The organism is Rhodanobacter sp. UC4443_H10, from assembly GCF_052978325.1.
In genome coordinates this window covers 3,465,555-3,491,744 of record NZ_CM129668.1, presented here as the reverse complement: position 1 = coordinate 3,491,744, position 26,190 = coordinate 3,465,555, and the positions used below count along the sequence as shown (strand labels likewise).

Here is a 26,190-nt window from a genome sequence, read left to right as displayed (position 1 = left end):
GCCTCCGGAAGCCTGATGCCGCCTGTCTCCAGCGCCGCGCATGACGGCGACGACGTGCGCGCCGCAGCCGCGGGCGACCGTCGCGCCTTCCAGCGCCTGTACGCGCTGCACGTCGGCCGCGTCTACGGCGCGCTGCACCGGCTGGCCGGCTACGACCACGCGCGGGCGGAGGATCTCACCCAGGACGCCTTCATCCGCGCCTGGCAGAAATTGCCCGGCTTCCGCCACGAAAGCTCCTTCGGCACCTGGCTGTATCGCCTGGCGGTCAACGTGGCGCTGATGGACATCCGCGCGCGCGGCGCCGATCCGGTGCGCGTAGTGGACGACGAGCACCTGCCGGACAGTGGCGAGACGCCGTTCTGCGCGGCCGAGCGACACGAACTGGAACAAGCCATCGGCAGGCTGCCGCCGCGCGCCCGCGCCGTACTGGTACTGCACGACATCGAAGGCTGGCGGCACGAGGACATCGGCGACGAACTGGGCATGGCGGTGGGCACCTCGAAGGCTCAACTGCATCGCGCACGCCAGCTGCTGCGCAAGACGCTGGGAGAAAACGCATGAACGAATTCGAATGGCGCCGCCAGATGCGCGAGCTGCAGCAACCGCATGTGCCGCGCCGCGACCTGTGGCCGGCGATCGACGCGGCGCTGGACCAGGCCGTCGCCGATCCGCCCGCCCGGGCGACATGGCGGCGCATGCTGGCGGGCGCTGCCGTGGCGGCATCGCTGCTGCTGGTCGTGGGTATGGCTTGGCATCAGTGGTTCACACCCACCGCACCTGCCGAATCGGCCGGCACGACCCGCCAGGCCAGCTGGAAGCCCGCCGATCCGCGCCTGGCCGGCGCCGCCATCGAACTGGACGCCGCTCGCCTCGAACTGCAGCTGGCGATCGAACAGGCACCGGATTCCGCGGCACTGCAACGGCTCCTGCGCCACACCGAACGACAACAGGCGCAATTGCGCCAGCTGGCCGACCGCGCCGGCTGATGACCATCCGAGGAGAACCCATGAAAACCGCCCACTGCCTGCCCCTGCTGTTGTGCCTGTGCATCGGCGATGCACTGGCCGGCACGCCGATCCAACTGCAGCACGCCGCCAGCGCCGATACGCGGATCAGCATCAGCAATATCGCCGGCTCGGTGAATGTCACCGCCTGGGATCGCAACGAAGTCCAGGTCGGCGGCGAACTCGGCGACGGCGCCAAACCGCTGCAGATCACCGGCGACAACGACCGGCTGTCGATCAAGGTCGAACCGCGCGGCGGTTCGGGCTCGGGCTGGTTCAACTTCGGCGGCGACAGCCGCATGGCGCCCACCACGCTGGAACTGCACGTGCCGCGCGGCGCGTCGCTGGACGTCAAGGTGATCAGCGCGCCGCTGGTGATCGACGGCCTTGCCGGCGGCGACATCAAGGTCAACACCATCAGCGGCAACGCCCGCATCCACGCGAACACGCCTGCGCTGGACGTCGACAGTGTCAGCGGCGGCATCGAGCTTTCCGGACAGGCCGACAAGGCCGCATTGCAAACCGTGAGCGGCGAGATCCTGGCCCCGGCCCTGGGCCGCACGGCCAAGCTGGAAACCATCTCCGGCCACATCCAGGCCGGCGGCGGGCCGTGGCAGACGCTCACCCTGAGCACCGTCTCCGGCGACGTGCAGCTGTCCGGCAAGCTGGCCGCCGGCGGCAGCATCGACATCGACAGCATGAGCGGCGATGTGCAGTTGCGCCTGCCGGCCGACACCTCGGCCAAGCTGCACGCCAGCAGTTTCAGCGGCGACCTGCGCAGCGACTTCGGCAAGCCGATCGAAGCCGAGCGCGGCCCCGGCAGTTCGCTCGACACGAGCATCGGCGCCGGCGACGGCAAGATCCACCTCGAGACCTTCAGCGGCGACCTGCGCGTCAAGAAGCAGGAGTGAGCGGATAGGAGTGAGAAGTGAGAAGTGAGAAGTGAGAAGTGAGAAGTGAGAAGTGAGAAGTGAGAGAAGAGCTGCAGCTTGCGCGCATTTCTCTCGTTTCTCACTCCTCTCCGCTCACTCCTGCCTCAGAGATCCTGGTGATATTGCACGTAAGGCGTGCGCGACTGGTCCGGCTCCGGGCCGACCGGCGTGTTCGCCGGCGTGCCGGACGACCACAGGTTCTGCGCGCCGACGCTCAACGAGCCGCGCCACGGCAGGCGCCAGGTCACGCCCAGGTCGATGCTGTTCCAGCGCCGATCGCCGTACAGGCTGCCGGGCACGCCGGCTTCGGGCTGCATGGTGCGACCGGTGAGCATGCCGCTCAACGGGCCGTGGTCGACGCCGAAACTCAGCGCCTTCTGGTCGAGCACGTTGACACCCAGCAGGTTGCCCGGCAGCAGATGCACGCGGCCCACGCTGGCGCCGAGGTCGATGCCGGTCTGCTTGCCCAGGGCCAGCCGGCCCCGTGCATTGAGCTGGTTGCTGCTGTCGAAACTGTACAGGCCGCCCGGCGCCGCACCCGGCAGCACGCGCGGCAGCGGCGCATTGCGGTGGGGCGTGCTGGTGGCGCCCACGCTCACGCCGACGCTGTAATCGCCGGCGTCGTAGGTGGCACCCACTTCGCTGCCGAACACCCGCGTGCCGTGGTTGAGCCACGAGCGCTGGCTGACCTGCGCATGCGCCTGCAACGGGCCGACGCCGTACTGCAGGCCGGCGGCCATCGCGTTGCCGGCATCGAGCGGCTGCAGCAACAGCGGCGAATACAGGGACGTGGCGGAGTCGTTCGTGGTGCCGCGATCGGCCTTGAGCATCAGCATGCGGCCATGGCTGTCACGCCACAACGGGACGTTCACGCCGGAACTGGCCGGGTCGGCATTCGTCAACTGCGCCCCGTTCTGCGGCTGCGCCAGCAACTGCGCGGCCTGCGCCGCATCGCCGCCCACGGATTGCCCGGCGGCCGCAAGCGGCAGCAGGAAAATCGACAGCATGGCAGGCAGGCGACGCATGGCTTTTGAACGAAACTCCAAGACTGATGGAACCATCATCCGAACACGGCTCGCATTGATGATGTCGTGCGATCGGGATGGTAGCGCATTTTACGTTTTGCTAACAGCCCAAAACCCGCCCCAGCGCACAGTTGCATGGGTTGCTGTGTCAAGCTTTGACCCGTTCGACCGGGCCAGGTTCCCGCTATGATCCCGCTGGCAGGAGCGGCGGCCCACCCTGTATAAAGGCCTTTTGACGTCGACGCGTCAAATCGTTCCGGAATCGACCACCAGCCATGAGCGCCAGCCCGACGATCCGACCCTCCCAGCCGCCGCACGCGGCCCGGGATGTCGCGACCCTGAACGGCGCCGTGGAACGCCTGTTCGAGGCAGTCGACGCCACCGGGGTGATGGAAATCTGCGAGCTGATGCTGGACCAGCTCGGCATCCGCGGCCGCCTGCACTGGCGCGCCCGCGACGAAGATGGCGCCCCCGACGAGAAATGGCTGGACCTGGCCGAAGACCCGCAGGCCACGCGCACCTTGTCGATGACGTGGGACGAGACCCCGCCGCCTCCCGCTGCGCGCGACTCGCTGCTATGGCTGGGCCGCCTGGCGGACATCCGCCTGCGCCAGCTGGCCGAGACCAGCCGCCTGTACGAGGCGATCTCCCGTCTGGCGCTGGCCGAACGCCTGCAGCGCGCGCTGTACGCAATCGCCGACCAGGCCAGCGCCGAGCACGACATGCCGCAGATGATGCGCTCGCTGCACGCGATCGTCAGCAGCCTGATGTACGCGGAAAACTTCTACATCGTGCTGTACGACCCGGCCACCGACCAGATCCGCTTCACCTACTGCGTGGACATCGTCGACACCGACCTTCCCGTGCTCAACCAGCCGATGCCGCTGCAGGAGATGGAATACAGCCTGACCTGGAACCTGCTGCGCCAAGGGCGTCCGATGATGGGTTCGCTCGACGACCTGGTACAGCAGATCGGCGATCGTTTCCGCCTGTTCGGCGCGCGCTGCGAGGACTGGCTGGGCGTGCCCATGCTGCGCGACGGGCACGTGGCGGGCGGCATCGTGGTGCAGAGCTACCGCTCGGACACGCATTACTCGCGGCACGACATGGAGCTGCTCAACTACGTGGCGCAACACGTGCAGACCGCGCTGGAACGGCGCGAGGCGCACCTGGAGCTGGGCCGCCGCGTCACCGACCGCACCGCGGCGCTGCGCGAGGCCAATCGCGTGCTGCGCCAGCAGGTGCTGCAGCGCCAGCGCGGCGAGCGCCTGCAGGCGGCGCTGTTTCGCATCGCCGAACTGGCCAGCACCTCGGAAAGCCTGGACAAGTTCTACGCCGCCGTGCACCAGGTCATCAGCGGCCTGCTGTACGCGCGCAACTTCTACATCGCGCTGCTGGACGAGGAGACCGACCAGCTGACGTTCCCCTATTCGGTCGACGAGGTCGATCGCGTGCGCCCGGCGCGCGTGCACGGCCGCGGCGCCACCGAGTACGTATTGCGCACCGCCCGCCCGCTGCTGGCCACCCCCGAGCTGATCGACAAGCTGCACGCCGCAGGCGAGATCGCCCACTTCGGCGCGCCATCGGTGTGCTGGCTGGGCGTGCCGCTGATCTGGGGCGGCAAGGCCAAGGGCGTGCTTACCCTGCAGAGCTATTCGCCGGCGCACAACTACAGCGAGCGCGACCAGGAGCTGCTGACCTTCGTCAGCTACCACGTGGCCAACGCGCTGCAGCGCAAGCAGGCGGCCCATTCGCTCAAGCAGGCCAACGCCGGGCTCGAGCGCCGCGTCACCGAGCGCACCCGCGCGCTGGCGCTGGCCAACCGCGACCTGCGCGAACAGATCGCCGAACGCGAGCGGGTCGAGCGCCGGCTGAAGTACGAGACCCTGCACGACTCGCTTACCGGCCTGCCCAATCGCACCTTGCTGCTGCAGCGGCTGGAACAGGCGATGCAGCGCTACGCGGCCAACCGTGACGAGCGGTTCGCGGTGCTGTTCATCGACCTGGACCGCTTCAAGGTCATCAACGACTCGGTCGGCCATCTGATCGGCGACGACCTGCTGTTCCAGGTCGGCGGCCGCATCCGCGCCTGCCTGAAGACCCGCGACGTGGTCGCGCGGCTGGGCGGGGACGAGTTTGCGGTGCTGCTGGAGGGCATTACCGAGACCGACAAGGCCTCGCTGATCGCCGAACGCATCATCCACGAGCTGCAGACGCCGTTCCGGCTGGGCACCAAGGAGATCTTCACCTCCGCCTCAATCGGCATCGCGCTTGCCGCCCCGCACTATCGCCAGCCGGAGGAACTGCTGCGCGACGCCGACGCGGCGATGTACAACGCCAAGGACGGTGGCCGCCATCGCGCGGCGATGTTCGACGACCGCCTGCGCCGCGAGGCACTGTCCCTGCTGGACATGGAGAGCGACCTGCGCCACGCGCTGGGCCGCAACGAGTTCGAGCCGTACTACCAGCCGATCGTCGAGCTCTCCGACGGCCGCATCGTCGGCTACGAGGCGCTGCTGCGCTGGCACCATCCGCAGCGCGGCCTGCTGCCGCCGCACGACTTCCTGCTGATCGCCGAGGAATGCGGCTGCGCCGAGGCGATCGACTGGCAGATCTTCGAGCAGGTGTGCATCCAGGCGGTGCGCCTGATCGGCACCGAGGGTTTCATCAGCATCAACGTGTCCGGGCGGCACTTCCGTTCGGTCGACCTCGACCAGCGCCTGCTCGCGCTGTTCGACCAGTACGCCGTGCCCAGCCACTGCATCCGCATCGAAGTCACCGAGCATGCGCTGCTGGAAAACCCCACCCAGGTGAAGCGCATCCTGAAAAACCTGCGCAACCACGGCGTGGGCATCGCGCTGGACGATTTCGGCACCGGCTATTCCTCGCTGAGCTATCTCCACCAGTACCCGTTCGAGAGCCTGAAGATCGACCGCTCCTTCATCGTCGAGCTGCCGCCGGACGACAGCGACACCCAGGGCCTGGCCCTGGTGCGCGCCATCCAGGTGCTGGCCGATTCGCTGCACATGAAGGTGATCGCCGAGGGCATCGAGCAGGAGTCGCAGCGCCAGGCGCTGCTGCGGGTCGGCTGCCGCTACGGCCAGGGTTTCCTGTTCGCCTCGCCGCAGCCGGCCAGCACCTGGCTGGCCGCCAACAGCCCGCTGCTGCCGGCCTGAGCGGAGTCCCTACTGCGCCGTGCCCGGCGCGCCGGGGGCGGCGCTGTCGCTCAGCAGGTGCTCGGCGTCGATGCGGTCGAACGCATAGCGCTGCGCGCAGAACTCGCAGACCACCTCGATCTCGCCGTCACGCGCGGCCAGCGCGGCCTCCACTTCGTCGCGCCCGAGCGAACGCAGCATGGCGCTGACCCGTTCGCGGCTGCAGCTGCAACCGAACGCCAGCGCGCGCCTTTCGAGCAGGCGCGCGGACTCCTCGTGGTACAGGCGAAACAGCAGCGGCTCGGCCGGGGTGGCCAGCAGTTCGTCGACGCCCAGCGTCGCGGTCAGCTGCAGCACGCGGTTCCAGGCGTCCTCGTCGATGTCCGCGGCGTGGCCGCCCTCGTCGGGCATCTTCTGCAGCATCAGGCCGACCGCCTGCGTCGCATCGCTGGCCAGCAGGAATCGCGCGGGCAACTGTTCGGACTGCCGGAAGTAGTTCTCCAGCGACGCGGCCAGGCCGGCGTCGCGCAGTTCGACCAGGCCCTGGTAACGCTGGCCGCGCTCGACGTTGCCCATGGTGATCGCCATGATCGCCTCGGCCAGGTCGTTCAGCGCCAGCGGCTGGGGCAACGGCTCGCGCCAGCGTGCCAGCCCGCGCAGGCGTCCGGCGTCGTCGCACTCGGCGAACAGCAGGCGCAGTGCGGACGCGCTCTTCAATTCGATCGACAACGCGCCATCGAGCTTGATGTTGCCGGTGAGCAGCGCGCTGGCCACCAGCGTCTCGCCCAGCAGCGCCCGCAACGCCGTCGGATAGTCGGCACGGCCCGCCACCTCGCGCCATGACGCGCCCAGGCGCACCAGCGCGCCGCGCACGCCGGCACGCGGCAGCAGGAAGCGGTACATCACGTCGTCGTCGGACGGCACGGGCATGATCGGTTCTCGCGGAGGCAGGCAGGGAAACGGCACAGATGGGGTCGGCACGGCACCGGCACAACGCCTCGTATACTGCATCCATGTCTTCACCGTCACGCCGACTCCGATGGCGCAAGCTGCTTCGCTGGCTGGGCATCCTCGCCATGGCGTGGCTGGGATCGACCTGGCTGGCGGTGCTGATCCTGCGCTTCGTGCCGCCGCTGACCTCGGCGGTGATGGTCGAGCGCCAGGTCGGCGCATGGCTGCACGGGGACATGAGTTTCCGCCTGCGCCAGCACTGGGTGCCGTGGAAGCGGGTCTCGCCCTGGGTGCCGCTGGCGATGGTGGCCGGCGAGGACCAGAAGTTTCCCTACCACCACGGTTTCGATTTCGACTCCATCAACAAGGCGATCGACGCGGCCGACGACGGCAAGCGCCTGCGCGGCGCCAGCACGATCAGCCAGCAGACCGCCAAGAACCTGTTCCTGTGGAACGGCCGCAGCTTCGTGCGCAAGGGACTGGAGGCGTACTTCACCGTGCTGATCGAGCTGACCTGGCCGAAGCGGCGCATCCTCGAGGTGTACATGAACATCGCCGAGCTGGGCAACGGCATCTACGGCGTGGGCGCGGCCAGCGAGGCTTACTACCATACCTCGCCCACGCGCCTGGGGCCGGCGCAGGCCGCACGCCTGGCGGCGGTGCTGCCCAGCCCGCGCCGGCTGCACGTCGACCGCCCGAGCGCGTACGTGCAGCGCCGCACCGCATGGATCGAGCAGCAGATGCAGCAACTGGGCGGACCGGACTACCTCGACGCGCCGCCGCCGAAATAGCGCCAAGGCCCGTCACTACACGCCAACGCCGCCGCGCGATAGACTCGACCCGGACAACCGAAGGCCACCGCCAGGAGACCCGAGATGAGTCAAGTCAGGCACCTGCTGCAAACCAAGGGCAGCACCATCTTCAGCGTGGCACCCGATGCCCCGGTGCTGGAGGCGATCAAGCAGATGGCCGAACACCGCATCGGCGCGTTGCTGGTGCTGGCCAACGGCGAACTGGTCGGCGTGGTCTCCGAACGCGATTACGCGCGCAAGGTGATCCTGCAGGGCAAGTCCTCCTCGCAGACCGCCGTGTCGGACATCATGTCCGGCACGCCGATCACGGTCGGCCCGGACACCGACGTGTTCGACTGCATGCGCCTGTGCACCGACCGTCGCATCCGCCACCTGCCGGTGGTCGAGGACGGCAAGCTGGTCGGCGTGATCTCGATCGGCGATCTGGTCAAGGCGGTGATCGACGCGCAGGCCGAGCAGATCGAGCATCTGGAGCGCTATATCACGGGCTGAGGTCCGCGTTCCGGGTCCATTTCGCGAAGCATCGCCTCAAGTCGGTGCTTTCGCTTCCCTGTCCGCGGCCACGCGGCCATCCGGGGCCAGATCCGGCGACCAGCCGGCACGGCGCGCCACCATGGTAGCCAGCGCGGCCACGCCGGCACCGGCCAGCGCCAGTCCGCCCACGCCCAGGCCCACTGCGCGCAGGCCGTTGACCGCGCTGGTCACCACGAGGTCGCCGAAACGCCATACCGCCGTCTCGACGAAATTCTTGCCCTTGTAGCGCATCTCGCGCGGCACCCGCGTGTACAGCGCATCCACCGCGGGCTTGGTCATGCCGTAGGCAAAGCCGCGCGTGATCACCAGCATCACGGCCAGCAGCAACGGAACGCTGTAGCCGAAGAAGGAAACACTGCCGCTGCCGATCAGGGCCACCGCGCCCAGCAGCAACAGGTTGACCAGCGACGGCAGCACCAGGCCCCAGCCGGCACCGCGGCGGATCAGCAACCACGGCGTCACGCTCAACTGCAGCCCCATACCGAGCAGGTTGGTGGCGAGATCGAGATTGTTGTAGAAGGCCGTGCGCGCCACCGCGTCGGCGAAATGGGCCTTCGCGTAGTCGGCCACCAGCGCGTAGGCCAGCGTGCCGATGCCGTCGCCGAACAGCATCAGCAACGCCATGTAACGCAAGAAAGGCCGCGACCAGAGCTGCCGCAGGCCGGCCCACAAGGAACCGCCGATCACCTCGTTGCCGCTGCTGCCGGGCTGGCTGTCGTGGGTGGCGGAAAGGTGCAGCAGCAGGCCCAGCGCCAATGCCAGCGACAGCGACGAAACCACCAGCAGGGGCGCCACGCCCACCAGGTGCACCAGCAGCTTGGTCACCAGCGGCCCGAAGATGGCGCCCAACATGCCGCCCAGTGCGATCAACGAAAACACCCGGCGCGCCCGGCCGCTGGAGAAGATGTCGGCCATGAAGCTCCAGAACAGCGACACCACGAACAGGTTGAACACGCTGACCCAGACGAAGAACACCACGCCCAACGTGCGCGCGCCGATCTGCGCCTGCGCCATGAACGCGGGCACGAACGCGAGCAGGCAGGCGATGAAGAAGCTGTAGCTCCACACCAGCAGCGAACGGCGGCGGAAGCGCGCCACCAGCATGCCGAACACCGGCGTGATCAGCAGCATCACCACGAGCACCGCGCCGTAGAAAAGCGGCAGCGACTGCGAACCCACGGCGCCGCTCAGCTGGTCCCTGACTGGCCGGATGATGTAATACGACGTCATCACGAAGAAGAACGCCAGCGCGGACAGCAGCGGCGCGGCGGCTTGTTCCACAACGGCTTGGCGGGGCAAACTCACGGGCACATCCAGCGTGGGGCGCGGCAAGCCTAGCATGCGATCGCGCATCGCCAGGCAGGCGCAGGGGGAAGACTTGGACCATTACGACTTCATCATCGCCGGCGCCGGTTCGGCCGGTTGCGTGCTGGCCAACCGGCTCAGCGCCGACCCGGGCAAGCGCGTGCTGCTGCTGGAAGCCGGGCCGACGGACTGGCACCCGCTGATCCACATGCCGGCAGGCATCGCGCGGCTGGCCAACAACCGCGCCTTGAACTGGAACTACCGCACCGAACCGGAGCCCGCGCTCAACCAGCGCCGCTTGTGGTGGCCGCGCGGCAAGACCCTCGGCGGTTCCAGTTCGATCAATGCGATGTGCTACATCCGCGGCGTGGCAGCCGACTACGACGGCTGGGCCGAAGCCAGCGGCGATCCGCGCTGGTCGTGGCGCGAGGTGATGCCGTGGTTCCTGCGCAGCGAGGACAACAGCCGCGGCGCCAGCGAGTTGCACGGAAGCGGCGGCCCGCTGGGGGTGTCCGATCTGCGCCATCGCAACGAGTTGTCCATCGCGCTGATCGATGCGGCGGGCAGCGCCGGCTATCCGCGCAACGACGACTTCAACGGCGAGCAGTTGGCCGGCTTCGGCCTGTACCAGGTGACCCAGCGCAACGGCGCGCGCTGCTCGAGTGCCGCGGCGTTCCTGAAACCGGTGCGCCAGCGGACGAACCTGCATGTGCGTACCGGCGTGCTGGTCGAGCGGGTGCTGCTGGACCATGGACGCGCGGTCGGCGTGCAACTGCGCCAGGGCCGGCACGAAGCGGAGCGGATCGAAGCTGGCGAGGTGATCCTGGCCGCCGGTGCGATCAATTCGCCGCAGCTGCTGATGCTGTCCGGCGTCGGCCCCGCCGATCACCTGCGCGAGCACGGCATCGCAGTGCACGCCGACTTGCCCGGCGTCGGCGCCAACCTGCAGGATCACCTGGATATCTGCACGCTGGACGGCAACCCCGGCAAGCTCAGCTACGACCATCTCAACGAACTGTCCGCCGGCTGGCGCTGGCTGCGCCACCGCGACGGACCGGGCAGCTCCAACGTGGCCGAGGCCGGCGGCTTCGTGCGCAGCCGCTTCGCCGTCGACGCGCGCTGCGACCTGCAGTTCCATTTCGTGCCGGCGCTGCTCGACGACCATGGCCGCCACCGCCTGCCCGGCTACGGCTACACGTTGCATGCATGCCATCTGCACCCGCGCAGCCGCGGCCGATTGCGCCTGCACTCGGCCGATCCCGCACAACCGATCGCGATCCACGCCAACTACCTCGGCGACGCGGAAGGCCACGATCTGAAAATGATGATCGAGGCAGCACGGCTGTCGCGCGAGATCCTCGACCAGCCGGCGTTCGCCGCGCACCGCGGCGCGCCGGTGTTCCCCGAGCGACGCATCCACACCGACGAGGAATACGCCGACTTCATCCGGCGCAAGGCCGAAACCATCTACCACCCGGTCGGTACCTGCCGCATGGGCAAGGACGATCGCGCCGTGGTCGACAGCGAGCTGCGCGTGCGCGGCGTGGATGGGTTGCGCGTGGTCGACGCCTCGGTGATGCCCACCCTGCCGACCGGCAACACCAACGCACCCACCATCATGATCGCCGAGCGCGCCAGCGCGTTGATCCTCCGCTGAGCACCGCAGGAGCGCACTTGTGCGCGATGCTTTCCGTCACGTGACGAAGGGCATCGCGCGCAAGCGCGCTCCTGCAAAGGCAACGGGCATCGCGCGCGTCGGCGCGTCCCTACAACGGCAGCGGGCAATGCAGGCTGGCGCAGATCACCCGCAGCAGTTCCGCCTCCTCCACGCTGATCTGGCCGTCGGCATGGACCGCGCGCAGCAAGGCCTGGATCACCAGTTCCTTGGCCATCGGGCTCAGGCCGTCCAGATCGTCCAGCGCGCGCTCGAACGACGCCTGCCAGGCCGCCGGTGGCGGCACCCACTCGATCGCCTCGCCGGGGAACGCCTGCTGCATCGCGAACAGCCACGCGCGCCTTGCGCCGGCCTCGTCCGAGCAGCCGGCCGCGGCGACAACGGTGCACACCAGGATCACGCTGTCACGCGCGGCCGGCAGTTTCTTCACGCCATCGACCGGCGCGCTGCGCGGCGCGCGTGCCTCGCTCAGCTGAATGCGCAGCAGCCGCGCCAGGCAGTACTCGTTGATGTCGACACGGCCATCCACCTTGACCAGATCGTCGAGCGTGCGCACCAGGGTCTGCTGGCGCCCGTCGGGCAGTTGCCTGAGCGCGGGAAACGCCAGCGAAACCAGCGGCAGGCGGGCGATCGGCGCCAGTGCGGCCACGGCGGAAGCCTGCGCCTGCACGGCGCGCTGCACGTCATCGCCGAACGCATCGGCGACGATCCGGCGCTGCGCGGGCTGCAACTCGGCCGCTGGTGACAGCGCCAGCGCCAGCATCACCGCGAGCGCGGATTCCGGCTGCTGCACGGCATCGTTCAAACTCGCCGGCATCGCCTGCTGCACGGCCGCGGCACGCCGGAAGGCCGGAGCAGCCGCCGCCACGCCGCCGGCCAGCACGCCGGTCAGCACCGGCGGCAACGACAACCCCGGCACGCCCGAGGCGGCGGTCGGTGCGCTCGCCGGCGGCGACGCCGCTTCGCGCTGCATCCCCGCCGCCATGCGCGCCAGGTCGGCCTCCTTGAAGCCGGGTTCCAGCGCGCGGATGCGCTCGAGCAGCGGCGGATGGGTGGCGAACAGCGCGTTGAAACTGCCGGCCTCGCCGAACAGCATGTGCGCCACCTCCTGCTTGTTGGCTGCCTGCAGTTGCGAACCCTCGCTGAGGATCGCGATCTTTTTCAGCGCGCCGGCGATGCCGTCGGCCTGGCGGGTGAACTGCACGGCCGATGCGTCGGCCAGCGACTCGCGCGAGCGCGCCACCGCGGCCTGGATCAGCCGCCCGAAGAAATAGCCGATGTAGCCGACCACGATCAGCGCCAGGCCGATCATCCACACCTGTCCGCCACCGCGACGATTGCTGCGGCCACCGCCGAACCAGATCACCCGGCGCCCCACGACCGCCAATACCAGGATGCCGAACAGCAAGCCCATCAGGCGGATGTTCAGCCGCATGTCGCCATTGAGCACGTGGCTGAACTCGTGCGCGATCACGCCCTGCAGTTCGTCACGCGTGAGGTTGTCCAGGCAACCCTGCGTCACGCACACCGCCGCATCGGAGGCGGAGTAGCCGGCAGCGAAGGCGTTGATGCCCGGCTCGTCGGCCATCAGGTAGATGTCCGGCACCGGCACGCCGGCGGCGATGGCCACTTCCTCGATCACGTTGCGCAGCCGGCGCAGCGCGGGATCAGACGTGTCCGGCGGCACCACCGTCGCGCCCATGCTTTCGGCCACGCTCTTGCCGCCACCCGACAGGCTCATGATGCGGAACAGCGAACTGAGCCCGATGCCGGCCAGCACGATCACGCTGCTGCCCAGCAGCAGGTTCAGGTTGGACGCGGGCGGCTCACCGGGCGCCGGGTGCTGGCCCAGCGCAAACCAGACCACCGCGTCGATCGCCGCCACGATGGCGATCACCGCCAGCACGAACAGGATCACCAGCCGCCGGCTGCTGCCGCGCACGCGCGCCTGTTGGGCGAAGAAATCCATGGAGGCTCCGACGGACGGTCAGCGGCGTCGCGGCCGCGATGCCGCGACGATCAGCTGAACGAGACCTTCGGCACTTCGCGCACGGCGGGATCTTCGATCTTCAACGGCTCGGCGGCGGCAAACCCGAAGCTGTTGGCCACGAACGACGCGGGGAACACCTCGCGCTTGTTGTTGTAGGTCAGCACCGAGTCGTTGTACGCCTGCCGCGCGAACGCCACGCGGTTTTCGGTCGAGGTGAGTTCCTCGGAGAGCTGCATCATGGTCTGGTTGGCCTTCAGGTCCGGATAGGCCTCCTGCAAGGCGAACAGATGGCCCAGGGTCTGGGTCAGCGCGTTCTCGCTGCTGGCCAGTTGCTGCATCGCCGCCGGATCGCCGGGATTGGCCTTGGCACCGGCCAGGCCGCTGACGGCCGCGTTGCGCGCCTGCACCACCGCCTCGAGCGTGCCGCGCTCATGCGCGAGGTAGCCCTTGGCGGTTTCGACCAGGTTCGGGATCAGGTCGTGTCGGCGCGTCAACTGCACGTCGATCTGCGCGAAGGCGTTCTTGTAGCCGTTACGCGAGGTAACCAGTCCGTTGTAGATCGCCACGAAGTACAAGACAATCAGGACGACGACAACCAGAAAAATGATCAGGCCCATCGACAAGTTCTCCACCCAGAGGCGTATCCCCACGCCGGAACACCGCCAGAATACCATGCCGTTTCGCAAGATCTTCCTCGTGATCGCCGGCGGCCTCGGCCTGTCCTGCGTGCTCTACTGCCGCCCGCTCACCGCCATGCCCGCCACCGCGCCGGCGCCATCGGCGGGCACGACGACGCTGCCGCCGGCACGCATCCGGAAAACCCTGGACGACTACAAGCGGTGGCTCAATCTGCTGGGCCAGCGCGACGCCGTCGCCGGCCTGGTCACCGCCGTGGTGGTCGACGACAAAGTGGTGTTCGAAGGCACCGTCGGCTACGCCGATGCCGCCACGCGCGAACCGGTGACGCCGACCACGGTGTTCCGACTGGCCTCGCTGTCCAAGGCCTTCGCCACCGCGATCACCGGTCTGCTGGTGGACGACGGCAAGCTCGATTGGGACACCCGCCTGATCGACGTGCTGCCCTACTTCAAGCTCAAGAACATGCAGGAGGCGGACCAGGCCACGGTCAGCGACATTCTCGGGCAGAAGATCGGCCTGCCGCGCAACACCTTCGACAACATGCTCGAGGGTGACATTCCCTACCAGGAACTGGTGCGCAAGCTGGACGAGGTGGACATGACCTGCGGCGTCGGCCAATGCTACGGCTACCAGAACGTGGCCTTCAGCATGATCGGCGACGTGGTGCTCGCGCGCACCGGCGACTTCTTTTACCACCTGGTCGACAAACGCCTGTTCTACCCGTTGGGCATGACCACGGCCACCTACGGTCGCGCCGGACTGGAGTCGAGCAAGAGCTGGGCGCGTCCACACCATGCGTCGCGCCACGGCTGGGTACCGTTCGAACCGAACGAAACCTACTACCGCGTGGCGCCGGCGGCCGGCGTCAACGCCAGCCTGCGCGACATGGAGAAATGGCTGATCGCGCAGATGGGCGGGCGACCGGACGTGCTGCCTGGCTCGCTGCTCGACGTGCTGCACGCACCCGGCGTCAGCACGCCCAGCGAACTGCACTCCTCCCCGTGGCGCCGCGCGCGGCTGACCGACGCGCACTACGCGCTCGGCTGGCGCGTCTACCGCTACGGCGGCGAAACCCTGATCTATCACGCCGGTGCAGTGGCCGGTTATCGCACCATGATCGGCTTCTTCCCGAAGTACAACGTCGGCGTGGTCACCCTGTGGAACTCCACCGGCCCGACGCCCAGCGGCCTGATGCCGATGGTGTTCGACGATCTGCTCGGCCTGCCGCACGTGGACTGGGCGCAGATCGAGAGCCCGCCAAAGAAAGCCACGCCGCGCAGGAAGGTTCGCAAGGCGACGCACCGGCGGCACTGAATCACGTCAGGCAGGCAGCGCATAGCGTCGAACGCGCCCGACCGCGCAGGGCGACTCACGTCCTGAAGCTTGTGTCCCTCTCATCCTCGCCGGGGAGAATCCGGATGGGGTCGCTCCGACCAGGCCAGGAACTACGACCAGGCCAGCAACAAGGACAAGAGCTTTGCCCTCACGCGGGGAACTTCCCTCGGTCGCCAGGCTCCCCCTGCAAGCAGGGGGAGGAGCTGTGCTCGCGCGTGTGACGCCCGGCTTCGAGGCTGAAAGGCTTGCCGCCTCTCAGAGCTTGAATTCGATCCGCTGCGTACGCTGGCTGGCCACCGGCACGCCATTTCGCATCGCCGGCGTGAACTGGTAGCGCGCCACGGCTTCCATGGCCGCCCGGTCGAAGATGCGCCGCGGCTCGGAGTCGACCACCTTGATGTCGCTGGTGGTGCCATCCGCGTCGATCTGGAACGCCACCACGACCCAACCTTGCTGCCGCGCACGCACGGCCGAAGGTGGATAGTGCGGGGCGATGGCCTTCACCAGCACTGCTTCGGAAGTCTGACCTGTGGGCGCCGCTGCGGCCGTCTCCGTCGAGGCGTTGTTGCCCGACGGCGCCGTGCCTGGCGCCGGCTTGGCCTGTGTCGTCTGCGCTGCCTGTTGCTGGGCCGCCTGGGCTGCCTGCTGCTGCGCGAGCTGCTCGGCGGCGGCCTTGTCGGCGGCGGCCTTCTGCGCCGCGAGCGCGGCAGCCTTCTGCTGATCCAGCGCCTGCTGCTGTTGCTGATCCAGCGTCTTGCGCTGGGCGTCGAGCTTGGAGCGCAGGATGGTCAGCGTGAAGTTGGTCGGATCGGCCTTGGAGAGCAGATCGATCTCGCGCTGCGCTTCGCCGAAGTCGCGCGAGTTGATCGCCTGCTCGGCCTGGTTGGCCGCGAACGGGAAGGTCTCGCGCAGCGCATCGGAGGCCACCTTGTTGCCCGGGTCCTTCTCCAGCACACGCAGGTAGAACTCGAATGCGTTGTTGCCGGCCGGCGCCAGATAACGCTGCTGGCCCATGGCCGAACGCGCTTCATCCACCAGCTGGTTGATGTCCATCCCCGCCACGTTGACCGGCGGCGGCGTCGCCCGCGTCACTGCGGTGACCGGCGTCGACGGATGCCCGCCCGAATCGGCCAGCATCAGTTCCTGATGCGGCTTGAGGATGAGAAACCACGCGCCGATGGCCAGCAGCACAAAGACGGCAATGATCGCGATGTAGGTCGGCCGGACGGCCCCACGCGCGCGCCGGCGCGTCTGAAGTGAATATCGGGTATCCATGGTCTCTCACTGAGTGTCGACAGATACCCGCGCTTTTTCCCCCTGTAGGAGCGGCGATCCCCCGGATACGCCGCGGCGCGGATGTGCAGAAGGTAACTCCAATGGCGCAGCACGGCAATGCCGCGTCCCCGGGCGGGCGCGCGTCGGCGCGGCGAAGATGGCAGGGGCGGCGACACGGTCGCCCGCCTCATTGCGTACCCCGGAAATGAAGCGTCCCGGCCAGGCCGGGACGAACTTTCTCGAAGTGCTCCCCCCGCGCTGGGCACCGCGGGGGGAGAAGTCGATGGCATATCTTGTTGTGGGTGTCGCCTTGTTGCGTGTTGCGTGTAGCTTACTTCTTGGTCTTGGCCTTCGGCTTTGCGGTCTTGGTGGCCTTGACCACCTTCGCCGCCGCAGCCTTCTTCGGTGCAGCTTTCTTCGCCGGCTTCTTGGCGACCTTCTTTACCGCGACCTTCTTCACCGCGGCTTTCTTGGCAGCCGCCGGCTTGCGGACGGCCTTCTTCGCGGCAGCCTTCTTGGCGGCCGGCTTCTTGGCAGCCGGCTTCTTGGCCGCCGGCTTCTTGGCGGCAACCTTCTTGGCAGCCGGTTTCTTGGCAGCGGCCTTCTTGGCAGCCGGTTTCTTTGCAGCGGATTTCTTGGCAGTGGCCATGGTTCGTCTCAGCTCCTCATCAGTTGGCAGTGGTTGCCCAGTAAAAGCATGCAGGAACGCTTCAACCAGCAAGTCGCTGTTCGTCGCGTGCCGAAGATTGTTCACCTGTCGGTGGGTGCGCAAATCAGAAAGCCGTCGCAGGACATGCAGCGGAATCGAGACAGTGATCTTGCGAACTGCATTGGCTTTTTCACCGTGCTCGACATAGGGCTTGATGAATTTCGTTGTCGCCATAAAACGCATTCCCCGTGATCTGCTGCGAAAGCTATCCCCGAAGATTTCAACTGTCAATTGATTTTCGCCACGCGTCGGCGGCATCCCGAACGGCCATGGCCGCGGCAGGCCGCAGCCGGCAAGGCCGCGCCGACAAGGACCATATTCAACATCGGACGTCTAGACGTCCATCCATTCAATCGCTCATTTCAAGAAACACGCTTCAAACCGCGTGAAACAGGCGATATTTGCAAATCGCGGCGTTATCTGCCGAATGCACTGCGCCGACGAACGCAGTGCCGCCAAGGCACTCGATTGCCACCCGACCCGGCCGTCTCCGGCAAATGAACGGAACACGACCGAGGGGAGCCCGGCGGTGGCGCCGATGACCGCGATCGCGGCGATCGCCGCGCCGAAGCGCGACGGGCGAAGACGAAACGCATCGACCGATGCTCGCGACGGGCGACGCGAAGGCGAGCTCATCCGCTCGCCCGAAAACACGATCCGACAGTTCGATGCATCGCCCGAGAGAGCACTCCATCGACATCACCGAACGCCGAGGCGAGCTCCAGAAATGCAACCGGCCGCACATGGCGGCCGGAGCATTCGACGCGGTTCGAAGCGGACTGGTCAGTGATCGTCGTTCTCGATCAGTTCCTGGTAATCGTTGGCATCGAGCAACTCGTCCAGCTCGGCACGATCGCTGGGACGCACGAGGAAGATCCAGCCGTCGCCGAAGGCGTCCTCGTTGATCGTCTCGGGCTTGTCGTTGAGCAGCTCGTTGACTTCGACGATCTCGCCCGACACCGGCGAATAGATGTCCGAAGCGGCCTTGACCGATTCCACCACGGCGGTGCCGGTGCCGGCCTTCACCGCGGCGCCGATCTCCGGCAGCTCCACGTAGACCAGGTCGCCCAACTGGCCCTGGGCATGGTCGGAAATGCCCACCCGGACCAGGCCGTCATCTTCCACGCGGGCCCATTCGTGGGATTTGAGGAACTTCAGATCGCCGGGAATCTCGCTCATGGTCGGGTCCAGTGGTTGGGTGGAAATACGGTTACGGGTGGGGATTCTAGCGGCATTCGCCGTAAGGGAAAGGGCAACGCGCGATCAGATGCCGTCGCAGGGCTTGCCGTCGCGCACGAAGGGATATTTCACCTGGCGCACCGCCACCTCGCGGCCGCGGATGTCCACGTGCAGCGCGCCGCTGTCGCCGGCCGGCACGCGTGCGAAGGCAATCGCCTTGTCCAGGGTGGGGGCGAAGCTGCCGGACAGGATCTCGCCTTCGCCGTTCGCCGACAGCACCTTCTGGCCGTGGCGCAGCACGCCCTTGTCGTCGAGCACCACGCCGATCATCACGCGCGGCACGCCGGCGGCCTGCTGCTGCTCCAGCGCGGCGCGGCCGATGAAGTCGCGGCCTTCGTCCAGCGACACCGTCCAGCCCAGGTTGGCCTCCCACGGCGTCACGTCCTCGTCCATGTCCTGGCCATACAGGTTCATGCCGGCCTCCAGGCGCAGGGTGTCGCGCGCGCCCAGCCCGGCCGGCTTCACGCCGGCGGCAAGCAACGCTTCCCACAGCGCCACCGCGTGCTCTGCCGGCAGCATGATCTCGAACCCGTCTTCGCCGGTGTAGCCGGTGCGCGCCACGAACAGCGGCATGCCGTGCGGACCTTGCGCGGCGGCCGCGGCGAACTTGCCCAGCTTCTCGATGCGCGGGCGGTCGACCTCATGCAGCAGGCCGAGCACCTTCGCGCGCGCCTGCGGCCCCTGCACGGCGATCATCGCGAAGTCGGGGCGCTCCTTCACCTGCACGTCGAACGCCTTTGCCTGGCGCTCGATCCAGGCCAGGTCCTTGGCGCGGGTGGCGGCATTGACGACCAGCCGGAAGAACTCCTCGCCGAGGTAGTACACGATCAGGTCGTCGATCACCCCGCCGCGCTCGTTGAGCATGCACGAGTACAACGCCTTGCCGTGCACCTTCAGCTTGCCGACGTTGTTCGCCAGCAGGTGGCGCAGGAATTCGCGCGTGCGGGCGCCGTGCAGGTCGACCACGGTCATGTGCGAGACGTCGAACATGCCGGCGTCGCGGCGCACGGCGTGATGCTCCTCGATCTGCGAGCCGTAGTTGATCGGCATGTCCCAGCCGCCGAAATCGACCATCCGCGCGCCGAGCGCGCGATGGGTGGCGTTGAGTACGGTCTTCTCGGTCATCGCGGCGGCGCCCTGCTGATTGGGGAATGGGCCATTATCGCCGTCGGCACAGGGCAATCCAAGCCGTGCGGCAAAACGCTCAGTCGCCGGCGCCGCTTCGGTCGATGCCCGCCAGCAGTTCCGCGGTGAGCTGCTCGGCCAGTTGTTCGGCGCGCTGGCCGCCGCTGAGCAGGTGCACATCCGGCGACAGCGGGGGCTCGTACGGTGCGTCGACGCCGGTGAAGTTGCGGATCTCGCCGGCGCGCGCCTTGCGGTAGAGACCTTTCGGGTCGCGCCGCTCGCACTCCTCCAGCGGCGCGTCGACGAACACCTCGACGAACTCCCCGCTGCCGAACAGCTCGCGCGCCGAGCGCCGCTCGCTGCGGTACGGCGAGATCGCGCTGACCAGCACGATCAGCCCGGCATCCACCATCAGGTGGGCGACCTCGGCGATGCGCCGGATGTTCTCGACGCGGTCGGCGGGGGTGAAGCCCAGGTCCTTGTTGATGCCGTGGCGCACGTTGTCGCCGTCCAGCAGGTAGGTGTGGTAACCCAGCGCGTGCAGCTTGCGCTCGACCAGGTTGGCGATGGTGGACTTGCCGGCGCCGGACAGGCCGGTGAACCAAAGACACAGGGGGTGCTGCCCCTTGCTGGCGGCGCGCACGCGCTTGTCGATGTCCACGTGCTGCCAGTGCACGTTGCTGGAGCGGCCCAGCGCGAAGTCGAGCATGCCGCAGGCCACGGTGGCGTTGCTCTGGCGATCGATCAGGATGAAGCCGCCGAGGTCGCGATTGGTCGCATACGACTCGAACGCGACCGCGTCGTCCAGGCCCACGGTGCAGTAACCGACCTCGTTGAGTTCGAGATGACGTGCCGCCAGCTGCGCCTGGCTGTTCACGTCGACCTTGTGCTTGATCGACATGATCCGCGCGTTGACCGTGCGCGTGCCGATCTTCAGCCGGTAGGTGCGGTTGGGCAGCAGGTTGCCGTCGCCCATCCACAAGAGGTGGCAGGTGAACTGGTCGGCCACCGGCGCCGGACGCAGCGCGTCGGCGATCACGTCGCCGCGGCTGGCGTCGAGTTCGCGATCCAGGCACAGCGTCACCGCCTGGCCTTCGTCGGCACGCTCCAGGTCGCCGTCGAAGGTCACGATGCGCTCGATGCGCGCGCGCTGCACGCCCGGCTGCACCACGATCTCGTCGCCGCGCGCCACGCTGCCGCCGCAGATGGTACCGGCGTAGCCGCGGAACGACTGGTCCGGGCGGTTCACCCATTGCACCGGCATGCGGAAGTCGGCGGCGCGGAAGCGCGCGACTTCCTCGGTCTCCAGCCGCTCCAGCAGGCTGCCGCCGTCGTACCAGGGCATGCGCGGCGAGCGGCTGCCGACGTTGTCGCCATTCAGCGCGGACACCGGCAGGCAATGCACGTGTTCGATGCCCAGGCTGCGGGCCAGCTCGCGATACTCGGCGGCGATCGCCTCGTGCACGTCCTGGCGGTAATCGACCAGATCCATCTTGTTGACCGCCAGCAGCACGTGGCGGATGCCGAGCAGGCCGCATATATAAGTGTGCCGGCGCGTCTGCGTCAGCACGCCCTTGCGCGCGTCGACCAGCACCACCGCCAGCTCCGCGTTGGAGGCGCCGGTGGCCATGTTGCGGGTGTACTGCTCGTGGCCCGGGCAGTCGGCCACGATGAAGCTGCGCCGCGCGGTGTGGAAATAGCGGTAGGCCACGTCGATGGTGATGCCCTGCTCGCGCTCGGCGTCCAGGCCATCGGTGAGCAGGGCGAAATCGAGCACGCCCTCGTCGGCATCGGCATGCAGCCGGCGGCTTTCACGTGCCAGCGCCGCCAGCTGGTCGTCCGGCAGCATGCCGGCGTCATACAGCAGGCGACCGAGCAGGGTGCTCTTGCCGTCGTCCACGCTGCCGCAGGTGATGAAGCGCAGCAGTCCCTTCTCCGGTGCGGCCATCAGAAGTAACCCTCCTGCTTCTTGTGCTCCATCGACGCGGAGGGATCGTGGTCGATCACCCGGCCCTGCCGCTCGGAGGTGCGCGAGGCGGCCATCTCGTCGATGATCTTCTGCAAGGTGTCGGCGGACGACTCCACCGCGCCGGTCAGCGGGTAGCAGCCCAGCGTGCGAAAGCGCACCTCGCGCATTCGCACGCTCTCGCCCTCGCGCAGGGTGAAGCGGTCGTCGTCGACCATGATCAGCGCGCCGTCGCGCTCCACCACCGGTCGCGGCCTGGCGAAGTACAGCGGCACCAGCGGGATGCTTTCGCGCTGGATGTACAGCCACACGTCCATCTCGGTCCAGTTGGACAGCGGAAACACGCGCACGCTCTCGCCCTGGCGCACGAAGGTGTTGTAGTTGCGCCACAGCTCCGGCCGCTGGTTCTTCGGGTCCCAGCGATGCTGCGCGTTGCGGAAGGAGAACACGCGCTCCTTCGCCCGCGACTTCTCCTCGTCGCGACGCGCGCCGCCGATGGCGGCGTCGAAACCGTGCTGGTCCAGCGCCTGCTTCAGCGACTGGGTCTTCATCACGTCGGTATGCACGGCCGCGCCGTGGGTGAGCGGCGAGATGCCCTGGCGCACGCCATCCTGGTTGATGTGCACCAGCACCTCCACGTCACCCGCCGCAGCCACCTGCTCGCGGAACGCGATCATCTCGCGGAACTTCCAGGTGGTGTCGACATGCAGCAGCGGCATCGGCGGCTTCGCCGGATAGAACGCCTTGCGCAACAGGTGCAGCAGCACCGAGGAATCCTTGCCGATCGAATACAGCATCACCGGATGACGGAACGCCGCCTGCACTTCGCGGAAGATGTGGATGCTTTCGGCCTCGAGATCGTCGAGATGGGAACGCGGTGCAGTAGCCGTCATGGGGTAGCGAACTCGGCAGCAGGCAGGGCTGAAACGACGTCGCCCGCCGGGCGAACGACATCCTGGAGTCCCGCAGTATAGATCGAGCGAACGGCAGCCCCCGGACCAACGGCCAAAGGAGTTCGCATATGGATATGGCCCGGGGCGATGGCATCGAGGTGGCAGTTGGGTGTCCGCCCTACTCGCTGCGCATCATTCCAGCACCGGGTAGGCCGGCTCGGCATCCAGCGTTGCGGCGCAGGCGGCGGCCAGCTCCAGCAGGCGCAGGTCGGAGCCGCGCGGGCCGACCAATTGGAGGCCCACCGGCAGGCCATCGGAGAGCTTGCCCATCGGCAGGCTCACCGCCGGACAACCGGCGAGGCTGGCGAAGCTGGTGAGGTCGGCGGCTGAATCCGGAGCCGGGCCATCCAGCGGAAACGCGCCTTGCGGCGTGGTCGGCAGCACCAGCACGTCGACCTGGGCGAACAGCCGGCGCATCTTCAACGTGGCCGCGTCCAGCACGCGGTCGGCCGTGGCGTAATCCGCGGCGCTCTTGCCGGCGGCGTAGCCGAGCATGCGCCGGAAGCGGTCGGACACGGGATGCTTCGCGTCAGGCGAAAGATCCTCGGCGAACGTGCCGAGCATTTCCGCCTCCATCAGCAGCAAGCCGGCGCGGCGGGTGCGGGCGAAATTCCAGTCGTCGAAGTCGACCGTGCGGCGGTCGCTCAGCGCGTGCGGCAACCGGGCCAGCGCGGACTCGAACAGCTCGACCACCTCCGGCTGCACGCCGACCGCCGCCAGATCCGGCAGCAGGCCCGCGCGCAGGTGGCCCGGGTCCCAGTCCGGCAACGCGAACGCCACGCGGCGGCGACGCGAGCGCGCATCGTCGGCGTCGTAACCGGCGAGCACCTGCAGCAGTACGGTGAGGTCTTCGACGCTGCGCGCCAGCAGGCCCACCGAATCGAGCCGACGCGCAGCCGGCACCAGGCCGCGGGCGGAGATCTCGCCGTGCGTGGGCTTCAGCCCGTAGATACCGCAGTAACTTGCCGGGATGCGGATGGAGCCGAGGCTGTCCGAACCCACCGCCGCCACCGCCAGGCCCGCGGCCACCGCCGCGGCAGCGCCGCCGGAAGAGCCGCCCGCACTGTAGCCATGGCGATGCGGGTTGTGCGTGGCGCCGAAATGCGGGTTGTCGGTGGCCGCGCCCAGCGCGCCCTCGTCCATGTTGGTCTTGCCGATCACCACCGCGCCGGACGCGCGCAACCGTGCCACCACGTGGGCATCGTTCGCCGCCGGCTTGCGCCGCCCGGGCAGGCCGGCGCGCGTCGGCCAGCCGGCCATGTCGAGGTTGTCCTTCAGCGCCAGCGGGATGCCGTCGAGCCGGCCGATCACGCCGTCGCGGCGACGCCGATCGGCCATGTGCGCCTGTTCCTGCATCAGCCCGGGGCGCTGGTCGACGTAGCAGTTGAGCCGGGGATCGAGCCGCTCGATGGCCTGCTGGTAGACATCGGCCAGGGCTTCCGGCCGTACCCTGCCCGTGGCGAGCCAGTGCAGCAGTTGGCACAGCGATGCGCGGCGCAGGTCGATATCGGCGATCGGCGGCATCGAATTCATGAACTCTCCTAGGAGCGTGGGTGGTAGAAACTTCCGTGGCGAAAAAGTGGATGCGCGAGGACGGATTTTCGACGGTTCGCGGGCCCATGATGGTTCCATGGGTCAAGAACCGGCGGAAATACGGACCACGCAGCCGCTTTTGCAGCCCGGAAGATTTCTGCCACCCACGCTCCTTGGCAATACGGTTGCGATTATCACCGCCCGACCCGCGACGATTGCAAGCGGTGGCGCAGCACGCGTTGCCCTGCATGGCCCGAACCCGGACAATGCGGCAGGGTATCGTGCGTCGATGACGCATCGAAGACGCCACCCTTTCCCGCACTGCAGGAGTTCGCCATGAGCGAGCGCGAAACCATGGAATACGACGTCGTCGTGGTCGGCGCCGGCCCTGCCGGCCTGGCATTCGCGATCCGCCTGAAGCAGCTGAAGCCGGACACGAGCGTGTGCGTGATCGAGAAGTCATCGACCATCGGCGCGCAGATCCTCTCCGGCGCGGTGATCGAGCCGCAGCCGCTGGATGCCCTGCTGCCCGGCTGGCGCGACAACCCGCCGCCGATCTGCGTGCCGGCCGGCAAGGACGAGTTCTGGCTGCTGTCGAAAACCGGCGGCACCCGGCTGCCGGTGCCGCCCGGCATGCGCAACCACGGCAACTTCATCGTCTCGCTGGGCGCGCTGTGCGCGTGGCTGGCCCCGCAGGCCGAGGCGCTGGGCGTGGACGTATTCCCCGGCTTCGCCGCCGCCGACAACATCTACAACGAGGACGGTTCTGTCGCCGGCGTGCGCATCGGCGACATGGGCGTGGCGAAGGACGGCACGCACAAGCCCGGCTACACCGAGGGCATCGACATCAAGGCCAAGCTCACCGTGCTGGCCGAAGGCGCCCGCGGCAGCCTTACCAAGCAGCTGGTCAAGCGCTTCGGGCTCGATGCCGGCAGCGATCCGCAGGGCTATTCGATCGGCATCAAGGAGCTGTGGCAGCTACCCGCCGGGCGCGTCACGCCCGGCAAGATCGTGCACAGCATCGGCTGGCCCGCCGACACGCATACCTATGGCGGCAGCTTCCTCTACCACCTGGACAAGGACCGCATCGCGCTGGGCTACATCAGCGGCCTCGACTACAGCGACCCGAAGTACCAGCCGTGGGAAGCGTTCCAGCAATGGAAGAACCACCCGAGCGTGAAATCGCTGCTGGAAGGCGGCACCATCCTCTCGGCCGGTGCGCGCGCCATCGTCACCGGCGGCTGGCAGTCGCTGCCGAAGTGCGAGATGCCGGGCGCCATCCTGATCGGCGACACCGCCGGCCTGCTCAACGTGCCGAAGATCAAGGGTACCCACCAGGCGCTGAAGAGCGGCATGCTGGCCGCCGAACACCTCGCCGCCAGCGGTCTCGACGCCACCGGCTTCGACGCGAAACTGCGTGACTCCGAGGTGATGGCCGAGCTGAAGAAAGTGCGCAACGTCAAGCCCGGCTTCAAGAAGGGCCTGTGGTTCGGCCTGCTCAACGCCGCCTGGGAGACCGTCACCGCCGGCCTGTCGCCGTGGACGCTGAAGAACAAGGCCGACTGGTCCAGCCTGCACAAGCTCGGCGAATGCGAAGAGCCCAAGCGCGACTACGTGCAGCGCACACTGCCGCCGCGCGACCGCCTCGCCGGCGTCTACTTCGCGGCCACCGAGCACGACGAGGATCAGCCGATCCATCTGCACGTGGCCGACACCGACATCTGCGCCACGCGCTGCGTGGAGGAATACGACAACCCCTGCACCCGCTTCTGTCCCGCCAACGTCTACGAGATGGTGGCCGACGAAACCCAGCCACACGGCAAGCGCCTGCAGATCAACTCCGCCAACTGCGTGCACTGCAAGACCTGCGACATCAAGGACCCGTACGAGATCATCACCTGGGTCACGCCGGAGGGCGGCTCGGGGCCGAATTACCAGAACCTGTAGGCGCGCCAGGGAAGAGGCACCTCCTTGCCGCCGTCATCCCCGCGAAAGCTGGTAGTGACGGGAAGTGAGGGGTTCTCCGCGTGAAG

Annotated in this window: 22 protein-coding genes; 9 read left to right on the top strand and 13 right to left on the bottom strand. The window is 67.9% G+C overall.

Annotated features, from left to right (window positions below; genetic code table 11):
• Window positions 1-15: 15 nt before the first annotated feature.
• From ACVCMB_RS15750 to ACVCMB_RS15740, 3 genes are read left to right on the top strand one after another with little or no spacing between them, the layout of a single operon-like run.
• A complete protein-coding gene (locus ACVCMB_RS15750; protein ID WP_395116577.1) occupies window positions 16-561 on the top strand; it encodes an RNA polymerase sigma factor in 546 nt (181 codons plus the stop codon).
• Window positions 558-986 carry a hypothetical protein gene (locus ACVCMB_RS15745; protein ID WP_395116575.1) on the top strand — a complete coding sequence of 143 codons (429 nt, stop codon included), beginning with the start codon at window positions 558-560 and terminating at the stop codon, window positions 984-986. Before ACVCMB_RS15750 ends, ACVCMB_RS15745 begins: the two co-directional genes overlap by 4 nt.
• A 20-nt stretch (window positions 987-1,006) precedes the next feature.
• Complete coding sequence (locus ACVCMB_RS15740) at window positions 1,007-1,915, top strand: DUF4097 family beta strand repeat-containing protein (RefSeq protein WP_395116573.1); 909 nt, start codon at window positions 1,007-1,009, stop codon at window positions 1,913-1,915.
• Window positions 1,916-2,040: 125 nt separating this feature from the next.
• Here ACVCMB_RS15740 and ACVCMB_RS15735 read toward each other — a convergent pair whose 3' ends face one another.
• Entirely contained in the window at window positions 2,041-2,961 is a 921-nt protein-coding gene (locus tag ACVCMB_RS15735; protein WP_395116571.1) for a hypothetical protein, read from the bottom strand.
• A 275-nt stretch (window positions 2,962-3,236) separates the two neighbouring features.
• On the opposite strand from ACVCMB_RS15735, the gene ACVCMB_RS15730 reads away from it, so the two are divergent.
• Window positions 3,237-6,137, top strand: coding sequence for a bifunctional diguanylate cyclase/phosphodiesterase (locus ACVCMB_RS15730; protein WP_395116569.1), 2,901 nt, complete (start codon window positions 3,237-3,239; stop codon window positions 6,135-6,137).
• A 9-nt stretch (window positions 6,138-6,146) separates the two neighbouring features.
• Here the strand turns inward: ACVCMB_RS15730 and hslO are convergent, their stop codons facing one another.
• On the bottom strand, window positions 6,147-7,046 hold the full coding sequence (gene hslO / locus ACVCMB_RS15725) for an Hsp33 family molecular chaperone HslO (protein WP_395116567.1): 900 nt from the start codon (window positions 7,044-7,046) through the stop codon (window positions 6,147-6,149).
• Window positions 7,047-7,129: 83 nt separating this feature from the next.
• Here hslO and mtgA point away from each other — a divergent pair, with 83 nt between their 5' ends.
• Both mtgA and ACVCMB_RS15715 read left to right on the top strand, forming a co-directional pair.
• Entirely contained in the window at window positions 7,130-7,858 is a 729-nt protein-coding gene (gene mtgA / locus ACVCMB_RS15720; RefSeq protein ID WP_447105641.1) for a monofunctional biosynthetic peptidoglycan transglycosylase, read from the top strand.
• An 84-nt stretch (window positions 7,859-7,942) separates the two neighbouring features.
• Window positions 7,943-8,371, top strand: coding sequence for a CBS domain-containing protein (locus tag ACVCMB_RS15715; RefSeq protein ID WP_395116563.1), 429 nt, complete (start codon window positions 7,943-7,945; stop codon window positions 8,369-8,371).
• Window positions 8,372-8,407: 36 nt separating this feature from the next.
• Here ACVCMB_RS15715 and ACVCMB_RS15710 read toward each other — a convergent pair whose 3' ends face one another.
• On the bottom strand, window positions 8,408-9,673 hold the full coding sequence (locus ACVCMB_RS15710; protein ID WP_447107186.1) for an NTP/NDP exchange transporter: 1,266 nt from the start codon (window positions 9,671-9,673) through the stop codon (window positions 8,408-8,410).
• 79 nt (window positions 9,674-9,752) lie between these two features.
• On the opposite strand from ACVCMB_RS15710, the gene ACVCMB_RS15705 reads away from it, so the two are divergent.
• On the top strand, window positions 9,753-11,375 hold the full coding sequence (locus ACVCMB_RS15705; RefSeq protein WP_447105640.1) for a GMC family oxidoreductase: 1,623 nt from the start codon (window positions 9,753-9,755) through the stop codon (window positions 11,373-11,375).
• Between the two features lie 109 nt (window positions 11,376-11,484).
• On the opposite strand, the gene ACVCMB_RS15700 is transcribed toward ACVCMB_RS15705, so the two are convergent.
• A complete protein-coding gene (locus ACVCMB_RS15700; protein WP_395116559.1) occupies window positions 11,485-13,362 on the bottom strand; it encodes a M48 family metallopeptidase in 1,878 nt (625 codons plus the stop codon).
• Window positions 13,363-13,412: 50 nt separating this feature from the next.
• Window positions 13,413-14,000 carry a LemA family protein gene (locus tag ACVCMB_RS15695; RefSeq protein ID WP_447105639.1) on the bottom strand — a complete coding sequence of 196 codons (588 nt, stop codon included), beginning with the start codon at window positions 13,998-14,000 and terminating at the stop codon, window positions 13,413-13,415.
• Window positions 14,001-14,055: 55 nt separating this feature from the next.
• Between ACVCMB_RS15695 and ACVCMB_RS15690 the strand changes: the two genes are divergently transcribed.
• Window positions 14,056-15,336 (top strand): serine hydrolase domain-containing protein, encoded by a 1,281-nt coding sequence (locus ACVCMB_RS15690; protein ID WP_447105638.1) that lies wholly within the window; start codon window positions 14,056-14,058, stop codon window positions 15,334-15,336.
• 276 nt (window positions 15,337-15,612) lie between these two features.
• Here the strand turns inward: ACVCMB_RS15690 and ACVCMB_RS15685 are convergent, their stop codons facing one another.
• The 8 genes from ACVCMB_RS15685 to ACVCMB_RS15650 all read right to left on the bottom strand — a co-directional run bounded on the left by ACVCMB_RS15685 (window position 15,613) and on the right by ACVCMB_RS15650 (window position 24,157).
• Complete coding sequence (locus ACVCMB_RS15685; protein ID WP_395116552.1) at window positions 15,613-16,632, bottom strand: energy transducer TonB; 1,020 nt, start codon at window positions 16,630-16,632, stop codon at window positions 15,613-15,615.
• 331 nt (window positions 16,633-16,963) lie between these two features.
• Complete coding sequence (gene metJ / locus ACVCMB_RS15680; protein WP_395116550.1) at window positions 16,964-17,515, bottom strand: met regulon transcriptional regulator MetJ; 552 nt, start codon at window positions 17,513-17,515, stop codon at window positions 16,964-16,966.
• A gap of 183 nt (window positions 17,516-17,698) precedes the next feature.
• Entirely contained in the window at window positions 17,699-17,995 is a 297-nt protein-coding gene (locus tag ACVCMB_RS15675; protein WP_447110575.1) for a hypothetical protein, read from the bottom strand.
• A gap of 129 nt (window positions 17,996-18,124) precedes the next feature.
• Window positions 18,125-18,520 (bottom strand): glycine cleavage system protein GcvH, encoded by a 396-nt coding sequence (gcvH, locus tag ACVCMB_RS15670; protein WP_395116546.1) that lies wholly within the window; start codon window positions 18,518-18,520, stop codon window positions 18,125-18,127.
• 84 nt (window positions 18,521-18,604) lie between these two features.
• Window positions 18,605-19,705: a glycine cleavage system aminomethyltransferase GcvT gene (gcvT, locus tag ACVCMB_RS15665; protein WP_447105637.1), complete on the bottom strand. Its 1,101-nt coding sequence runs from the start codon at window positions 19,703-19,705 to the stop codon at window positions 18,605-18,607.
• 79 nt (window positions 19,706-19,784) lie between these two features.
• Window positions 19,785-21,653, bottom strand: a complete 1,869-nt coding sequence (gene cysC, locus ACVCMB_RS15660; RefSeq protein ID WP_447105636.1) for an adenylyl-sulfate kinase — start codon at window positions 21,651-21,653, stop codon at window positions 19,785-19,787.
• The gene (gene cysD / locus ACVCMB_RS15655) at window positions 21,653-22,564 is read right to left on the bottom strand and encodes a sulfate adenylyltransferase subunit CysD (protein ID WP_395116540.1); all 912 of its coding nucleotides are present in this window, start codon (window positions 22,562-22,564) and stop codon (window positions 21,653-21,655) included. Before cysD ends, cysC begins: the two co-directional genes overlap by 1 nt.
• Window positions 22,565-22,756: 192 nt before the next feature.
• Window positions 22,757-24,157, bottom strand: a complete 1,401-nt coding sequence (locus ACVCMB_RS15650) for an amidase (RefSeq protein ID WP_395116538.1) — start codon at window positions 24,155-24,157, stop codon at window positions 22,757-22,759.
• Between the two features lie 336 nt (window positions 24,158-24,493).
• Between ACVCMB_RS15650 and ACVCMB_RS15645 the strand changes: the two genes are divergently transcribed.
• Window positions 24,494-26,104 (top strand): 4Fe-4S dicluster domain-containing protein, encoded by a 1,611-nt coding sequence (locus tag ACVCMB_RS15645; RefSeq protein WP_447105635.1) that lies wholly within the window; start codon window positions 24,494-24,496, stop codon window positions 26,102-26,104.
• Window positions 26,105-26,190 lie beyond the last annotated feature (86 nt).

What these genes read in the sequence shown, in the direction of transcription:
- mtgA (WP_447105641.1), top strand. Translation starts at nt 7,130, where the DNA reads ATGTCTTCACCGTCACGCCGACTCCGATGGCGCAAGCTGCTTCGCTGG.
- ACVCMB_RS15740 (WP_395116573.1), top strand. Translation starts at nt 1,007, where the DNA reads ATGAAAACCGCCCACTGCCTGCCCCTGCTGTTGTGCCTGTGCATCGGC.
- cysD (WP_395116540.1), bottom strand. Translation starts at nt 22,564, where the DNA reads ATGACGGCTACTGCACCGCGTTCCCATCTCGACGATCTCGAGGCCGAA.
- cysC (WP_447105636.1), bottom strand. Translation starts at nt 21,653, where the DNA reads ATGGCCGCACCGGAGAAGGGACTGCTGCGCTTCATCACCTGCGGCAGC.
- ACVCMB_RS15750 (WP_395116577.1), top strand. Translation starts at nt 16, where the DNA reads ATGCCGCCTGTCTCCAGCGCCGCGCATGACGGCGACGACGTGCGCGCC.
- ACVCMB_RS15700 (WP_395116559.1), bottom strand. Translation starts at nt 13,362, where the DNA reads ATGGATTTCTTCGCCCAACAGGCGCGCGTGCGCGGCAGCAGCCGGCGG.
- ACVCMB_RS15685 (WP_395116552.1), bottom strand. Translation starts at nt 16,632, where the DNA reads ATGGATACCCGATATTCACTTCAGACGCGCCGGCGCGCGCGTGGGGCC.
- ACVCMB_RS15645 (WP_447105635.1), top strand. Translation starts at nt 24,494, where the DNA reads ATGAGCGAGCGCGAAACCATGGAATACGACGTCGTCGTGGTCGGCGCC.
- ACVCMB_RS15650 (WP_395116538.1), bottom strand. Translation starts at nt 24,157, where the DNA reads ATGAATTCGATGCCGCCGATCGCCGATATCGACCTGCGCCGCGCATCG.
- ACVCMB_RS15695 (WP_447105639.1), bottom strand. Translation starts at nt 14,000, where the DNA reads ATGGGCCTGATCATTTTTCTGGTTGTCGTCGTCCTGATTGTCTTGTAC.
- ACVCMB_RS15690 (WP_447105638.1), top strand. Translation starts at nt 14,056, where the DNA reads ATGCCGTTTCGCAAGATCTTCCTCGTGATCGCCGGCGGCCTCGGCCTG.
- ACVCMB_RS15730 (WP_395116569.1), top strand. Translation starts at nt 3,237, where the DNA reads ATGAGCGCCAGCCCGACGATCCGACCCTCCCAGCCGCCGCACGCGGCC.
- ACVCMB_RS15705 (WP_447105640.1), top strand. Translation starts at nt 9,753, where the DNA reads ATGCGATCGCGCATCGCCAGGCAGGCGCAGGGGGAAGACTTGGACCAT.
- ACVCMB_RS15715 (WP_395116563.1), top strand. Translation starts at nt 7,943, where the DNA reads ATGAGTCAAGTCAGGCACCTGCTGCAAACCAAGGGCAGCACCATCTTC.
- ACVCMB_RS15735 (WP_395116571.1), bottom strand. Translation starts at nt 2,961, where the DNA reads ATGCGTCGCCTGCCTGCCATGCTGTCGATTTTCCTGCTGCCGCTTGCG.
- metJ (WP_395116550.1), bottom strand. Translation starts at nt 17,515, where the DNA reads ATGGCGACAACGAAATTCATCAAGCCCTATGTCGAGCACGGTGAAAAA.
- gcvT (WP_447105637.1), bottom strand. Translation starts at nt 19,705, where the DNA reads ATGACCGAGAAGACCGTACTCAACGCCACCCATCGCGCGCTCGGCGCG.
- gcvH (WP_395116546.1), bottom strand. Translation starts at nt 18,520, where the DNA reads ATGAGCGAGATTCCCGGCGATCTGAAGTTCCTCAAATCCCACGAATGG.
- hslO (WP_395116567.1), bottom strand. Translation starts at nt 7,046, where the DNA reads ATGCCCGTGCCGTCCGACGACGACGTGATGTACCGCTTCCTGCTGCCG.
- ACVCMB_RS15745 (WP_395116575.1), top strand. Translation starts at nt 558, where the DNA reads ATGAACGAATTCGAATGGCGCCGCCAGATGCGCGAGCTGCAGCAACCG.